Here is a 14456-nt window from a genome sequence, read left to right as displayed (position 1 = left end):
GAGTCAGGCATTCCTTCAGGAGCCTCCGCCGAACACGTCCGCAGTGAAGGCGGAATACCATCCCACGGCGTGAAGGGCCGTCCGGCGGCGGGTTTCAGGGCTCTCGCCAACCTTGCTGATGAACATCTTGACGGTTTTTAGCCTTCCGCCCTCGGGTGCGAAGGTGAGGGCATTGGTGAAAGCATCGTCGGGCGCTAGAAACGTGTAGCACGCGTTGAACAGGTGCGGCGGAAACTGAGGCGACCCCGTGAGCGAAGCCGCAACGGCAAAGGCGCATGCCTTGGCCTGGCTGTTGGCGGAGAAGGCGGACTTCGGCATGTCGCCGCCGACAATCGAGTCGCCTATGACATGGACGCCGGGCTGCAACGTCGACTCGAACGTCACAGGATCGACCGGGCACCAGCCGGATGCGTCGGTGAGACCTGCCTTCTCGGCGATGAGCCCCGCCTTCTGGGCCGGAATAATATTGGCAACCGCAGCCCTGAACGTCTCGCCTTCTGTCACTACCGATCGCGCCGCGACATCTACGGCTTTGATGGCCCCGATGAACTGAGACGGTAGCCATTCAATCATGCCTGGATAGTGACGCGACCACGCATCCTGGAACAATTCCTGACCCGAAAACTTATCCTTCGCGTCGAGGATGAGTATCTTCGATTTCGGTTTGAACTGCTTGAAATAGTAAGCGACCAGCGAGGCCCGCTCATATGGGGCGGGCGGGCAGCGGAACGGGTTTGGAGGCGCAGCGATAACGAACACACCGCCGTCGTCCATGCTTTTGATTTGCTGGCGCAGCAGTTCACTCTGGGGTCCGGCAACCCAGGCATGCGGCATGATCTTTGCCGCGTCCTCATCATAGCCCTCGATCTCGCCGAACTTGAGGGCGATCCCCGGGGCGACGACGAGGCGGTCATAGGAGAGCTTTGTGCCGCCGCGAAGTTCGACAGCCTTGCCTGCGGGGTCGATCGCCACGGCGCTGTCGCGGATGATCGTTATGTCGTGGCCTTCGGCCAGCGTCTCCAGGCCGAAAGTCAGGGAGGCGAGCGACCGAAGGCCGGCAAGGTAGAGATTGCTGAAGAAACAGGTGACGTGGGTGGAGTTCGGTTCGACCAGTGTGACGTCAATTGACTTCATGTCGCCGAGGTATCGGGCAACCGTTGCGCCTCCGATGCCGCCGCCGATCACTACAACCTTAGCCCGTCCCTGACCGCGAACAAAGTGTGGTGCAGCCACTGCTAGCATCGCTCCTCCGGCCAGGCCGCCGATCTGGCGACGGGTCCAATCCGTCACGGCTGCCTCCCGGCGTTGGCTCTGTCAGCGAGATAGCGCGCTGTCGCAGCCAGCTCGTCGTCACTGAGCGACAACGCGACCGCATGCATCACATGGCTGGGGCTTTCACTTGCACGAAAGGCGAGCATGGCTTTCACGATAGCCTGTTCGTCCAATGTCGCAATCGGCGGGATGGCCTGCCCGCCGTCAGTTGGGTGGTGACAGGACGCGCAGGTCGCGGCGATCTGTGCGCCTTGGCTCACGTCAGCGGCCGCCGAATTTGCGGCAGAAAGGAGGATTGCGCAAAGCGAGACACCGAGCAACCACCGGATTTCGGCTGCGAGGCCCTTCACACGCGAGACTATCGCGGCCCTCCGCACCCGCTTCATGTCAGGTGACCACTATGTCGTGAAGGAGTGAATAGATCGCGCCGCCGTCCTCCCGCCAGGCGAACTCAAGGCGTCCGCTTTCCGTCGCACGCAGATTGAACTCCAGGAAAGGATTGGCCGAGACGGCTTCGTGCAGGTCGGCACGGAAGACCTCGAGCCCGCCGTAACGGCAGACGAACTGGTTGATGATCTTGCGCGGGATCGTCTTGCCCGCGGAATCGGTGCGCAGCCCAGTTTCCATCTGGTGCTGAATGATAGCCTTGACCGTGAACACTTCGCCTTTTGCTACCGAGCCCGGAACCATCACACGGGGTATGGGAGTGGTCACGCCTACCTCCTTACGCAAATTTCAGAGACAGCCATTGCTAGCGACAGCCACCCAGGCCTTTGCCATCAACAGGCTACCGTCACTCATCTCGGCAAGCGCCACCACATCTTGCGGGGCGGCCAGCCGGACGCGCGTCGAGACGCGGGGAAGGCTGCGCCCGGGAACGAAATGAAACTGTGCCACTTCGACGAGCGGGTTCTTCGGAGCGAATACACGGACGGATTTGACGTGGTCGGCCTCGGTCATCGGACTGTCGACCGAGATGCTCATGGGCACCGTATACCCGGTCGAGAATTCCGCTGGCATCACGAGATGAAGCCGATTCGAAGGGGTTGCCTTCCGCCCGGTCAGACGGAAGAGAAAGTCCTCCGCCTCATCCGCTCCCCGGGTATGCTTCGGCGCCAGCAAGGCAAGCGCACATGCCACTGTTCCCATTGTGCTGGCCAGCATATGACGTCGCGTCAGGCTCATCGCTGTGTCTCCGGGACGGCTTGCACGCAGTCAAAAAGAATTTCCTGCCTTCTCAAAGGTCGCCAACCGCGGTTCTGGGAAAGAGTACACCCTGTCCCTTGCCCCGTAAATTGCGCACGATCCAGACCAAAACCGTGCGAGGGGATAGGCCTTGGATTTGCGCAAACGTCGTTTACAGGAAGGACGAAATCTGAGCACGAGGAGACAGCCGGAAGCACCGAATGTTTGGACACGATCAGGTAATCCCAATTCGTAAGCATACCGCAACGATCCGGATTCGGGATGGCTTGCGATCAAATCGTAAGCTACTTGAAGAGTGTCGATAAAGCCCAGAGCGACCTCGGTTCCAGCTTCGCCTGCATAATAGACGACGGCTGCTTCGACATCACTCCGAGCCAGCTCTCTAGGGATAATCGTTCTGTTATCCACTTGCTGTGCCGAGTACGCACCCGGTCGCGCAGACTGGTGAAATAGCTGGGCCTTCGGCCTCTGCGTGAAGAAGGCTGGGCAGACGACAGCTTCGTCCCTGACTTCCCGAGCGAGCGGTGTAGAATACAGCTCTGCAACACGGGAGCCTGCTTATGCCGAAGGCAACGCTTGCCGCTATTTTCGCTTCCCTGTTGGCCCTTTTGCCGACGCCATCCACAGTGGCTCACGGCGAGACAGCGCTTGACCGCTATGTCGCCGCGGCCGACCCGGCCTACCGGTATGAGCTCGTGACGACCATAGCGGGCGACGGCTACACCGCGTACGTCCTCGACATGACCTCGCAACAATGGCGCACGGTAAGGGAGGTCGATGAGCCGCTCTGGAGGCACTGGCTGACCATCGTCAGGCCTGAGCGTGTCGAGACCCGCATCGGCGTTCTCGTCATAAGCGGAGGCTCAACCTCGAGGGGTCCGCCGGCGCGCATCAATCCTCTCCTCACGTCGCTTGCGGTCATGACGCGCTCGGTGGTGAGCGAGGTGCGCATGGTGCCGAACCAGCCGCTCACGTTCGCAGGGGAGGAAAGGCCGCGCTCGGAGGACAAGATCATCGCCTATAGCTGGGAGAAGTACCTCAGGACCGGCGATGAGACATGGCCGCTCCGCCTGCCCATGACGAAGAGCGTGGTCCGGGCGATGGACGCGGTGACCGCGTTTTGCGCCAGCACGCAGGGTGGCGCCACGATCGTCGATCGGTTCGTGGTCGGAGGCAAATCGAAGCGGGGCTGGACCGCCTGGACCACGGCCGCCGTCGATAAGCGAGTGGTGGCGATCGTCCCGGTGGTCATCGACATGCTGAACATCGAGCCCTCCTTCGAGCATCACTATCGCGCCTATGGACGCTGGGCCTCTGCGCTTGGCCCCTACCAGGAAGTCGGGATCATGCAATGGCTCGGCACGGCGCAATCGCGCGAGCTCCTCGCAATCGAGGATCCTTACGCCTATCGTGATCGGCTGACGATGCCGAAGATGATCGTCAATTCGACAGGGGATCAGTATTTTCTGCCGGACTCTTCGCAGTTCTACATCGATGGCCTGAAGGGCGAGAGCTATCTGCGATATGTGCCGAACACCGACCACTCGCTGCGCGGTTCGGACGCGGCAGAGAGCAGCCTCGCCTTCTACCAATCGATCATCGCCGGCTTGGAACGACCGCGATTTGAGTGGAGCTTCGAAGAGGACGGATCGATCCGTCTCAGGACGCAGACGGAGCCTACGGTCGTGCGATTGTGGCAGGCGGCGAACCCGACAGCGCGCGACTTCCGTCTCGAGACGATCGGGCCAGCCTTTCGCAGCTCAGTGCTGAACGACGAAGGGGACGGCGTCTATACCGGCAAGGTGGCAACGCCAGCCCAAGGCTGGATCGCCTATTTCCTCGAGATGACCTATCCGAACGAGCTTGGCTATTCTTTCAAGTTTACCACCGGCGTGCGCGTGGTGCCGGATGTTCTGCCGTTCGAGCCTCCGCGCAGAAGGGAAAGCCAAGCACTTCCTGGCAAGGCAGAATGATCAGAAGTTGTCGGTTGGCAGTTAGTCGTGAGAATAGAGACGTCAATAATATCAAGATTTTAGCTGTGCACATAATTCGAGAATGAGCACTTAATTTGATCATCGCATCGTGGCCGCTGCACTTAATTTGAGAATGGAGCGCTCGATAATAGGCGTGGCCGTGTCCTGCTGTGACTTGGCACGACGCCGAACAAATCGCTGTTTTGCCCGGCCCGAGTATTGCCGCCTTGGTAGATGGGGTGGTTACCCTCCTCCCTTGAAGTCAACTATCCTGGGCAGGAAGTATCTGAAACGCTCAGGAGGACACATGACGAAGCATCGCATTTATTCCGTCAGCGTCGCGAGCGTCTATCCCCACTATGTGGCCAAGGCGGAGAAGAAGGGACGCACGAAGGCAGAGGTCGATGAAATCATCCGTTGGCTGACGGGATATAGCCAACAAACCCTGGACGATCAGTTGGCGAAGAACACCAGCTTTGAGAATTTCTTTGCGCAAGCGCCTCGGATGAATCCCTCCCGAACGTTGATTACAGGAGTGATCTGCGGCGTCCGCGTGGAGGAAATCCAAGAAACTATCATGCGTGAAATCCGCTATCTCGACAAACTGACCGACGAACTCGCGAAGGGGAAAGCGATGGAGAAAATCCTGCGAAAATAAGTTGCTGAGGTGCCCGAGGCTTGTGCCAGACCTTGAGCGTATCACAGAATGTCCGCTCCTGGCGCGCTTAGCGCTCGTCCAATCGGTAATGTGGAACGACAACATTCCACCCAACTGAGACGATCGGAAGCCGGCAACATGCCGCCCGGTCCGGGACATCGACTCCTATCCCTCGCCTTGAGCAGAATCGAACCATCGACTCTCGTAACGGCATCGGTCGCGACTTTCTGGGGTCAGAACGAGGACTGCTCGTAATCGTACGCTAAGGCAGATCAGATGTAGAACGGGCCCAGAGTTCCGGCATTGTGGTGGTGAACGAAAGTTTCTACCTGTGCTCAAGCGGGGAACGTCTCCCGACGAGAGAGTGCGGCATATTCCCCCACAAGGAAATCAAGAAGCGTTCGTACCGATGGCAGCAGGCCCCGCCTTGATGGGAATGCGGCGTGGATGATGCCGGCTTTCGGTGCCCAGTCCGGCAGAATATCGACCAGACTTCCGGTACGGATGTCTTCGTGAACGATGAAGCTCGGGAACTGACCAACGCCGACACCGCGCAAGGCGGCCAACCGCAGCGCGACCATGTCTTCGGTGATGAGGCGTGGTCGATGGCGGATGACGGCGGTTGCACCAAACGGGCCATCGAGATGCCATTCGTGCTCTTGCCTTGCCGGATCCCAGGCGAGGCTCGGCAACCCGGCTAGATACGCGGGAACGAAAGGGGGCGGCAGGCCTGCCAGCACTGCAGGACTTGCGACCAGCCGCTGGGCGCTGTCCGCCAGCTTGCGGACGACAAGGTCGCTGTCCTCTAACGGCGGAAAGCGCACGCGGATGGCAAGGTCGAATCCTTCGCGCAGCACGTCAACGCGCCGGTTGGTGCTTTCCAGCAGCACCTCGACCTTGGGGCATTGCTCCATGAAGCTGGCAATCATCTCGCCGACCTGGAATGAGATCACCGACGACGGGCAGCTTACCCGCACGATGCCCTGCGGCTCGGCCCGCATGCGATCGATCGTCTCCTGTGCCGCGTCAGCCTCCACCATCATCGCGACGCAGTGACGGTAATATTCCCGGCCGATCTCGGTGATTGCGAAATGCCGGGTCGAACGATGAATCAGGCGCACACCGAGGCGCTCTTCGAGAAGGCCGACGCGGCGGCTGAGCCGCGAGCGCGGTATGCCGGGACGTGCGGCTGCGGCCGGGAGGCACCGCGTCGCTGACGCTGCCGGAGGGCCATACACTCGTGGTCGTTGTTCTGAAGGGAGCCGTGCAGTTGAACGGCGATACCGCCGCTCGCGAGGCGCAATTCGTACTTCTCGAGCGAACCGGTAGCAAAGTGGCGTTAGAGGCGATGAATGAAGCCTCGTTGATCCTGAGCGGCGAGCCGATCAACGAGCCCGTCCTCATGCAAGGGCCGTTCGTCATGAACACCTCCGAGCAGATCCGGCAGGCAATGGCCGACTTCCGAAGCGGCAAGTTCGGGGCGATCCCCGCCTGAGCGGTGGCTGATGACGTCAGCCGGTCTTGGCGTCCGCGGGCCGGCTGTCGGGAGGCGGTGGAAAACCGCCAGTCGCGGACATATCAACCCAAGGAGTGTGCCAATTTCGGCGAATTCGCCGGCGAAGAGGTCGAAGATCTGGCCGGCCCGCACCGTCTCGCCGATGCCTTCGGCGAGCGTCTTGCCTTCCTCGCGCGACAGCAGCCGGCCAGCTCGTCCTTGCGCGCGAGGATTTCGTCGGCGGTTTTTCTGAGGATGGCGTGGCCTTCGAGGATACCGGAGCGCGACCAGGCCGGAAACGCCGCCTTGGCCGCGGCGATCGCGGCTGGAGCGTCGTCGGCGGTGGCACGGGCGTAGTCACCGATCACATCGTTGGTGTTCGATGGATTGACGTTGGCAACGCCGTCCGTGCCGACCCATTCGCCGGCAATCAGGTTCTGATGAAGTGTCATCCTGCCACACTCCCGTTTCTAGACCGCTCAGGTCGAGGCGCGCCTGGCACTGCCGGCGGCGCTTCGGTCGACGTAAGCCATTTCGGCTTCGGTACCGCCTTGAGCAGGCTTTGCGTGTATTCGTGTCGCGGCGCGCTGAACAATGCCGAGGTCGGACCCTCCTCGACGATCTTTCCTTGTTTCATCACCAGGATCCGATCGGCGAAATGGCGCACGATCGGCAGGTCATGGGTGATGAAGATATAGGATAGGCCGAGCCTCGTGCGAAGATCGGCAAGCAGATCGATCACCTGTGCCTGGATCGAGACATCGAGTGCGGAGACCGCCTCGTCGCAAACGATCAGTTCCGGCTCGCTCGCCAGCGCCCGGGCAATCGCGATACGCTGCCGCTGGCCGCCCGAGAACTGGTGCGGGTAGCGCTCGGCATGTTCTGGCCTCAGACCGACCATATCCAGAAGCTCCGCCACACGGTCCTTCCACTTGCTCCTGGGCAGGAGATCGCGGTGGATCGCCCAAGGCTCCGAGATAATAGAGCGGACGTTCATGCGTGGGTTCATGGAGCCATAGGGATCCTGAAACACCATCTGTACCTTTCGTCGAAACGCAACGAGGCGCTTCCCGCTCATCTCGAAGATGTTTTCGCCTGCATAGATCGCCTCGCCGGAGCTCGGATCGTTCAGCCGCAGCAGAATGCGTGCAATGCTTGACTTACCTGAGCCAGACTCTCCGACGATGCCGAGCGTCTCGCCTTTCCTCACTTCGAAACTGACGTCGTCGACTGCCTTGAACGTGCGCTTGCCGGCGAAGGCGCCGGATGCAAGTACGTATTCCTTCGTCAGGTGCTCCACCTTGAGAAGCGTCGCGCCTGTAAGGTCCGTCGACCGTCTGTGCGACGTTTCCGCCGCCTCGCCATGCGGGAGTGCGGCGATGAGGCGTCGCGTGTAGGGGTGTTGCGGGTTGCTGAACACTTCCTGGGCGAGGCCGGATTCCACGATCTTTCCGCCATTCATGACGATGATCCGGTCGGCCATGGATGCGGCGACCTCGAGATCGTGGGTGATCATGACAAGCGCCATGCCGGTCTCGCGCTGGAGATCGCGCAAGAGATCGAGAATCTGCGCCTGGACGCTGACGTCGAGTGCCGTCGTCGGCTCGTCGGCAATCAGGATATCGGGCTTCAGCGCGATCGCCATGGCGATCATCACGCGCTGGCGCTGGCCTCCGGAGAACTGGTGCGGATAGAAATCCACCCGACTTTCCGGCTCGGGGATGCCGACCCGCCGAAGCAGTTCTATTGCGTTGGCACGTGCCTGCTTGCCATGTGCTGCGTCATGGCTCTCGAACACCTCCGCGATCTGCCGTCCAACGGTGTAAACCGGATTGAGATAGGCGAGCGGATCCTGAAAGATCATCGCGATCCGGCGACCGTTGATGTTTCGGCGGCCCTCCGCGTCCAGGCGCGACAGTTCGGTGCCGTCGAAGAGGCACGATCCGCCGACAATATCGCCCGGCGGGCAATCGACGAGGTCCATCACCGTGCTCGTGCTGACGCTTTTGCCCGAACCGCTTTCGCCGAGGATGACGAGCGTCTCGCCCCGGTTGACATGGAAGGAGACTTTGTCGACCGCGCGAACCGGCTCGTCGTTCGAGAGGAAATCGACGGTGAGCCCTTCGATCTTCAGGATCGGCCCCTCGTCCTTGAGAATGGAATCGTGTTTGTTCTTCATCGGGCTGCCTTTCGCAAAGTCTGCAGACGCCAACGTTGCTGCGGATCGGCGACGGTCCGGGCCCAGTTCGAAAGGATGTTGAGGGACAGCGTCGTCAGCATGATCGCAAGACCCGGCCAGAAGGCGATCCACCAGGCGGTAGAGAGATACCCGCGCCCGTTTGCCACCATTGCGCCCCAGGTAAAGTCGGGAGGCTGAATGCCGAGGCCGAGGAAGCTCAGTGCCGATTCCGACAGAATGACCGTCGCGAAGTCGATCGCGGCGATCGTGACCAATGTCGGCAGGACAAGTGGCGCGATGTGCCACAGAATGATTCTCGCAGGTCCCGCCCCCATCGAGCGAGCCGCGCTGACGAACATGCGCTCGCGCAGTTCCAGCACCTCGGCCCGCGCGGTCCTGAGATAGATCGGCATGCGCGTGATGGCGAGAACGATAACGAGATTGGTGATGCTCGGACCCAGCGTATAGAGCACGATCAGTGCCAGAAGCAGCGACGGAAAGCTCATCACAACGTCTGCAAGGCGCAGGATCAGATGGCTGTACCATCGTTCGGAGTAACCGGCGATGAGGCCGAGTGTCCCGCCGATGAGCATGGAAGAGAAAACCGCGGCCGCGGCGATGCCGAGCGTGCTCTGGGCTCCGACGATCAGACGCGCGAGAAGCGGTCGCCCGAGCGTGTCGGCGCCAAGAAAGTAGATCCATGAATGTTCTAGGGAGAACGGCGCAAGATTGCGCTGGCGCAGTTCCAGCCGAGACGCGGCGTCGACGACGAGCCATGGTCCGAGGATCGCCGCCATTACGAAGAGCGCGAGGAAAATTGCTGCGGCAAGCGCCAGCCTGTCGCGCCGCAAATAGGCGAGCAGGACACGACTGGCGCCTGGGGCCGCCGCCGGCTTGATATCGGGAGATATGATTGTCATGGCTCAATACCGGATGCGCGGATCGAGGAACGCGTAGAGCAGATCGATCGCGATGTTCAGGATGAAGATGGCGGTCGCCGTTACCAGGATCGTCGATTGGACCACGGCAAAATCGCGCTGGATGATCGAGTCGATCATCAACTTGCCGATGCCCGGCCAACCGAAGATCGACTCGACCACGACCGCGCCGTTGACGAGGCTGGTGGCAAGATCGCCGGCGACCGTGACCACGGGCAAAAGCGAGTTGCGAAGCGCATGCCCGAAGATGATCGTTTGCCGGCGAAGCCCTTTGGCGCGTGCGGTTTTGATGTAGGGCGAGGCAAGCGCGGAGAGCATGGTGCCGCGCACGACCTGCACGAGCAGCCCGAAGGGCCGCAGCATCAGCACGAAGATCGGCATGATCCAATGGGCCCAGCTGCCGGTGCCTGATGTCGGTAGGATCTCCAGGCCGACGGCAAAGACCAGGATACCGACGATCGCCACCCAGAAATCCGGAGCGCTGGCACCGGCAAGGGAAGCAATGCTGGCGATACGGTCGAAGAGGCTGCCGGGACGCGTGGCGGCGAGCGATCCGACGAGGATAGCGAGCGCCGTCGAAAGCGTGATCGCGACGAAGGCAAGTTTCAGTGTCTCCGGAAAAGCCTGAAGCGCCACCTCCATCGCCGAACGGTTCTGTCGCAGCGACTGACCGAAATCGAGATGCAGCAAGTCCGTAAGATATTCCGCAAACTGCCAGGGGATCGGCTGGTCGAGGCCGTTCAATTTTGCGAATGCGGCCCGCGCCTCCGCCGTTGCATCGAGCGGCAGGTACAAGGCGGACGGGTCGCCGGTGAGCCGCGTCAAAAAGAAGACGAGCGTCAACAGGCCGATGACCGACAGGATGCTGTGGGACGCACGTCGTCCTATATAGCTGAACATTTCCGATGCCCTTCGAAGGATATCGCACGCAATGATAGAAAGCTGGTGCAGGACGGTGTTGCCGCCCTGCACCTCCGTGATCAGTCTTTAAGGCGAATATTGGCCAACGGGATTTCGCTGTTGGTCGTGATATCCGGCTTCCAATCAAGTCTGGTGCCGACACGCGTGTAGCCGATCATGTGGAACATCGGGATGTCCGCGACCACCTCCTTGCGCGCCTTATCGAACAGCGCCTTGAAGCCCTTCGTGCGGGCCTCGCCCGTTGCGGCGAGCGCTACATCAATCTCCTTGTCGAGGGCGGGATCGGCAAGAGTCGCGTAATTGCCGCTCGAGCGGTAGAAGATCGGGATCGTGAAGGCTGCATCGCCCTTGTTGTTGTCGTGCATCATCTGCAAGAGGTTGGCGCCGCGCTCTTCCGGGAAGGGCTTTTGCAGGTATCTGAGCCAGTCGGCGACGTCGAGCATGGTGAGCTTGACGTTCAGACCCACGGCCTGCCACATCGTCATCATGGCTTCCATTGCTTCGGCACCGTTCGGATAGATGCCGTTGCGGCCGATGAGCTTGATCTCGGTGTCGACCGCCACGCCGTCGGCAGCCGCCTCCTCGAGCAACTTCGTCGCCTGTTCAGGATCGTAAGGCCACGCTTCGAGTGCGTCTTCGTGGCCGTTGATGCCCGGAACGACCATCTGCGACGCACGCTTGACGTCGTCGCCGAAGAGCTGAGCGAGGCCCTCCCAGTCAATCGCTAGATTCAGCGCCTTGCGGACGCGCAGGTCGTCAAGCGGGGGCTGGGCGGTATCGATGCGGATTGCGGTGGTTTCGGAGTTCAGATAGGCGAAATCCGTCTCCGGATTGCTCGCGTCCTGGATGGCGATCGACGGCGTGAGGTCCGCTTCGCCAGTGTCGACCATGGCGGCACGGATCGAGGATTCCGGGCGCCAGACATAGGTCGCCTTGGTAAACTCCGGCTTCTGACCCCAATAGCCGTCGAAGGCATCGAGCACGACGGTCTGCTGCGAGAAGGTCGAAAGCTTGAAGGGACCGGTCCCGACCGGATCGTTGACCGCCTGATCGACCGGCGTCTTCGGCGAGACGACCATGACGACACTCAACAGCGTCGGCAGGATCGGTTGGGGTTTGTCCGACTTGATCTCGACGGTGAGATCGTCGACGGCGGTGACCTGCAGCTTCGCATCGCCGAATTTGGCGATGTTGCTGCAGGTGATCTTCCCGCCGAGCATCCGGTCGATCGAGAAGACGACCGCTTCCGCGTTGAAGTCCGAGCCGTCCTGGAATTTCACGCCGTCGCGCAGCTTGAGCCGCCAAGTTACGGGATCGACCTGTGTCCATTCGGTCGCAAGCTTCGGTTGGGGCTGTCCGGTCTTCGGGTCGATCACCGTCAGCGGCTCGACCACGTTCTGACTGAGGATCTGCCCGACGTTGGTGATGATCGTTCCGCAGGGCTCCAGATTTGCCGGCTGCTCCGGCAGAACAATGCGGATTTCCTGCTCCGCCTGCGCCATTGCCGGCGATGCGGCGGCCGTCATCAGGACGGCGGACGCCATCGCAAGAACACTTGACCTCTTCATGTTTTCCTCCCTTGGTGTTTGCATCTTGGCCACGTCCAGCGGGCATCCTCGTCCCATTCGCCCGCCGGCCGAACCTGCTGGTTTAGGCTGCAGCCTTCTCGATCAGTTCTCGCAGCATGTCTTTCTCCTCAGGCTTGAGGTCCGTCAGCGGCGGGCGCACCGGACCTGGCGTGCGCCCGATGAGGTCGACGCCAGCCTTGATGATCGAAACCGGATAACCCTGCTCGCGATCGCGCAGCACCGCGAAGGGGAAGAAGAAGCGGTGCAGGATCTCTTCCATGGTCGCCAGGTCGCTCGCACGCATCGCCTTGTAGAAGCGCTGCGCCAGTTTCGGCACGAAGTTGAAGACGGCAGAGGAATAGGTCGTAACGCCGACACCGTTGAAGCCTTCGGCAAAAAGCTCATGTGTCGGCATGCCGCCGATATAGGTGAGCCGGTCGCCGAGCTTCGCTGTCACCTGGCGAACGAGATCGACCTTTCCGGTGCCGTCCTTGAAGCCGACGAGGTTCGGGCAGGCTTCCGCGAGGCGCGCAACGGTCTCGGCATTGGCGACCGAATTGGCGCGGTTGTAGATGATGACGCCGAGGCCGGTGGATTCGCATACGGCCTTCACATGCCGGTAGATGCCCTCCTGCGATGCTTCCATCAGGTAATGCGGCAGAAGCAGGAGACCATCGGCGCCGGCGGCTTCGGCGTGGCGGGCGGCTTCCTTAGCGAGCACTGTACCATAGCCGCAGCCGGCGATGATCGGCACCTCGCCGGAAGCTTCCTTGGCCGCGCGCGTCACTTTGCCGACCTCCTCTGGCGAGAGGGAGAAAAATTCGCCAGTCCCTCCGGCGGCAAAAAGGGCAGCCGCCCCGAAGCCGGAAAGCCATGCGACGTGCTCGCGGTAGCTCTTGAGGTTGAGGCTGAAGTCGTCGTTGAAGTGCGTAACGGGGAACGACAGCAGACCCGAGCCGATACGCGACTTGATTTCATCTGGCGACAAAGGAATTCCTCCCAAATTAATATGATGTCGTGGGAGAATTCATATGATGACTTTAGAGATGAGTCAATCGCCTTTCTCGCGATCTACCGTCGAGCGACGGATCATTAACGAGCGATAGCGCTTGATTCCGGTGACGAGGTGCCGGCGCATCGCCTCGCGCGCCTTATCCGGGTCACGGGCGATAATCGCTTCGGCGATTTCGCGATGTTCCTCGAGGATCGGCTGGTCGCGGCTAGGCAAGGGATCGATGCCGCCCATGACGGTCTTGAACTTCACCCGCGGGATCATCCGACGGCCGACATGTTCGAGGAAGGCCTTGAATCTCGCATTGTTGGTCGCCGTGGCGATTGCCATGTGGAACTGGAAATCCGCCTCGTCGGTGGGTCGGCCTTCAGCGACGAGGTCGGCGAACTTGTCGACCTGCGCCTGGATCTCGGCTTCCTGCGCCGGCGAACTGCGGGCCGCCGCGAGACCTGCGGCTTCCACCTCTATGCCGATGCGGAGCTCAAGCTCCTCGATGATGTCGGAAATCTTGTCGGTCTCATCCGTGAACAGCTTCAGCCCTTCATCGGCCGGCTTCGCGCCTGTCACGAACACCCCCGCCCCCTGCCGCGATTCCACCAGCCCATCGGCACGCAGCGCGGCGATCGCCTCCCTGATCACGGTGCGGCTGAACCCAAAGCGATCAATGAGGGCCGGCTCGGTCGGCAGCTTGTCACCGGGCGCGTAGAAACCTGCTTCGATCTGCGCGCGCAGGGCTTCGGCGACCTGTGACGCGAATGATCTGCGCGACGTTGGACGTTCAGCCCGCTGCATGATTCCTCCAGATTTTCCGCTCTGGAGATCATGCATACTCTCAGTCGGCATCAAAAGCGATAGCATCCTATGAATCCTCCATGTCTTCCTCAAAATCATACGATGATTTAATGTGCGGAAGCTCAGGCGGCGAAACGACTGCCCGCGCGCAGAAAAGGAGGGCCGCTATTGCAGCCGCTGCAGGCGCAGCGGCAACATCCGCTGGGCGAGGGCGAACTTGGTTGTACGCGCTTCATCATCTGTTCAACTAGCTAGGCTATTAAAGGCCTTCTGCTTTCGTTGGATTCTAAGCAGGGAATTGCTGCTCTTGACCTATACGGACCCGAGACCAGCGGAAGATGGATTCATCGGTGGTCCCAAGGGTTTACTACGATAACTCCTGCGGCTTCGAAGGGGCTGGTGTCGCGCGTAGCTATGATAAATCCCTTGGAGGCGGCAATGG

General features: G+C 60.9%; 14 protein-coding genes and 3 pseudogenes. 3 read left to right on the top strand and 14 right to left on the bottom strand.

Going from position 1 to position 14456, the window contains the following annotated elements:
* Positions 1-15 precede the first annotated feature (15 nt).
* The 5 genes and pseudogenes from QN219_RS29650 to QN219_RS29630 form a co-directional block, all read right to left on the bottom strand.
* On the bottom strand, positions 16-1290 hold the full coding sequence (locus tag QN219_RS29650; RefSeq protein WP_284003968.1) for an NAD(P)/FAD-dependent oxidoreductase: 1275 nt from the start codon (positions 1288-1290) through the stop codon (positions 16-18).
* Positions 1287-1532, bottom strand: coding sequence for a c-type cytochrome (locus QN219_RS29645; protein WP_284003967.1), 246 nt, complete (start codon positions 1530-1532; stop codon positions 1287-1289). The genes QN219_RS29650 and QN219_RS29645 overlap by 4 nt, the downstream gene beginning before the upstream one ends.
* A 127-nt stretch (positions 1533-1659) precedes the next feature.
* On the bottom strand, positions 1660-1962 hold the full coding sequence (gene soxZ, locus QN219_RS29640) for a thiosulfate oxidation carrier complex protein SoxZ (RefSeq protein WP_284004018.1): 303 nt from the start codon (positions 1960-1962) through the stop codon (positions 1660-1662).
* A gap of 45 nt (positions 1963-2007) precedes the next feature.
* The gene (locus QN219_RS29635) at positions 2008-2457 is read right to left on the bottom strand and encodes a thiosulfate oxidation carrier protein SoxY (protein ID WP_284003965.1); all 450 of its coding nucleotides are present in this window, start codon (positions 2455-2457) and stop codon (positions 2008-2010) included.
* Between the two features lie 234 nt (positions 2458-2691).
* Positions 2692-2886 (bottom strand): annotated as a pseudogene (locus tag QN219_RS29630) (type II toxin-antitoxin system RelE/ParE family toxin); the annotation flags it as partial.
* Between the two features lie 152 nt (positions 2887-3038).
* On the opposite strand from QN219_RS29630, the gene QN219_RS29625 reads away from it, so the two are divergent.
* Complete coding sequence (locus QN219_RS29625; protein WP_284003964.1) at positions 3039-4451, top strand: PhoPQ-activated pathogenicity-related family protein; 1413 nt, start codon at positions 3039-3041, stop codon at positions 4449-4451.
* Positions 4452-4758: 307 nt separating this feature from the next.
* Positions 4759-5109, top strand: coding sequence for a DUF2200 domain-containing protein (locus QN219_RS29620; protein WP_284003963.1), 351 nt, complete (start codon positions 4759-4761; stop codon positions 5107-5109).
* 335 nt (positions 5110-5444) lie between these two features.
* Here QN219_RS29620 and QN219_RS29615 read toward each other — a convergent pair whose 3' ends face one another.
* Positions 5445-6347, bottom strand: a complete 903-nt coding sequence (locus QN219_RS29615; RefSeq protein ID WP_284003962.1) for a LysR substrate-binding domain-containing protein — start codon at positions 6345-6347, stop codon at positions 5445-5447.
* On the opposite strand from QN219_RS29615, the gene QN219_RS29610 reads away from it, so the two are divergent.
* On the top strand, positions 6293-6604 hold the full coding sequence (locus QN219_RS29610; protein ID WP_284003960.1) for a pirin-like C-terminal cupin domain-containing protein: 312 nt from the start codon (positions 6293-6295) through the stop codon (positions 6602-6604). The genes QN219_RS29615 and QN219_RS29610 overlap by 55 nt on opposite strands.
* 114 nt (positions 6605-6718) lie before the next feature.
* Here the strand turns inward: QN219_RS29610 and QN219_RS29605 are convergent.
* From QN219_RS29605 to QN219_RS29570, 8 genes and pseudogenes are all read right to left on the bottom strand, one after another.
* Positions 6719-7056: pseudogene (locus QN219_RS29605) on the bottom strand (aldehyde dehydrogenase family protein); the annotation flags it as partial.
* Positions 7053-8783: an ABC transporter ATP-binding protein gene (locus tag QN219_RS29600; protein ID WP_284003957.1), complete on the bottom strand. Its 1731-nt coding sequence runs from the start codon at positions 8781-8783 to the stop codon at positions 7053-7055. The pseudogene QN219_RS29605 and the gene QN219_RS29600, both read right to left, overlap by 4 nt.
* Positions 8780-9703, bottom strand: a complete 924-nt coding sequence (locus QN219_RS29595; RefSeq protein ID WP_284003955.1) for an ABC transporter permease — start codon at positions 9701-9703, stop codon at positions 8780-8782. Before QN219_RS29595 ends, QN219_RS29600 begins: the two co-directional genes overlap by 4 nt.
* Positions 9704-9706: 3 nt before the next feature.
* A complete protein-coding gene (locus QN219_RS29590) occupies positions 9707-10621 on the bottom strand; it encodes an ABC transporter permease (RefSeq protein ID WP_284003954.1) in 915 nt (304 codons plus the stop codon).
* 80 nt (positions 10622-10701) lie between these two features.
* Positions 10702-12210, bottom strand: a complete 1509-nt coding sequence (locus QN219_RS29585; protein ID WP_284003951.1) for an ABC transporter substrate-binding protein — start codon at positions 12208-12210, stop codon at positions 10702-10704.
* An 82-nt stretch (positions 12211-12292) separates the two neighbouring features.
* Positions 12293-13198 carry a 5-dehydro-4-deoxyglucarate dehydratase gene (kdgD, locus tag QN219_RS29580; protein ID WP_284003949.1) on the bottom strand — a complete coding sequence of 302 codons (906 nt, stop codon included), beginning with the start codon at positions 13196-13198 and terminating at the stop codon, positions 12293-12295.
* Between the two features lie 63 nt (positions 13199-13261).
* Positions 13262-14014, bottom strand: a complete 753-nt coding sequence (locus tag QN219_RS29575) for a FadR/GntR family transcriptional regulator (protein ID WP_284003947.1) — start codon at positions 14012-14014, stop codon at positions 13262-13264.
* Positions 14015-14358: 344 nt separating this feature from the next.
* Positions 14359-14456, bottom strand: a pseudogene (locus tag QN219_RS29570) (VapC toxin family PIN domain ribonuclease); the annotation flags it as partial.

It is taken from the genome of Sinorhizobium sp. 8-89 (assembly GCF_030124325.1).
In the GTDB taxonomy this organism is placed as follows: domain Bacteria; phylum Pseudomonadota; class Alphaproteobacteria; order Rhizobiales; family Rhizobiaceae; genus Sinorhizobium.
Note: the sequence above shows the minus strand (reverse complement) of the source record. Positions and strands in the feature narration are given on the sequence as shown.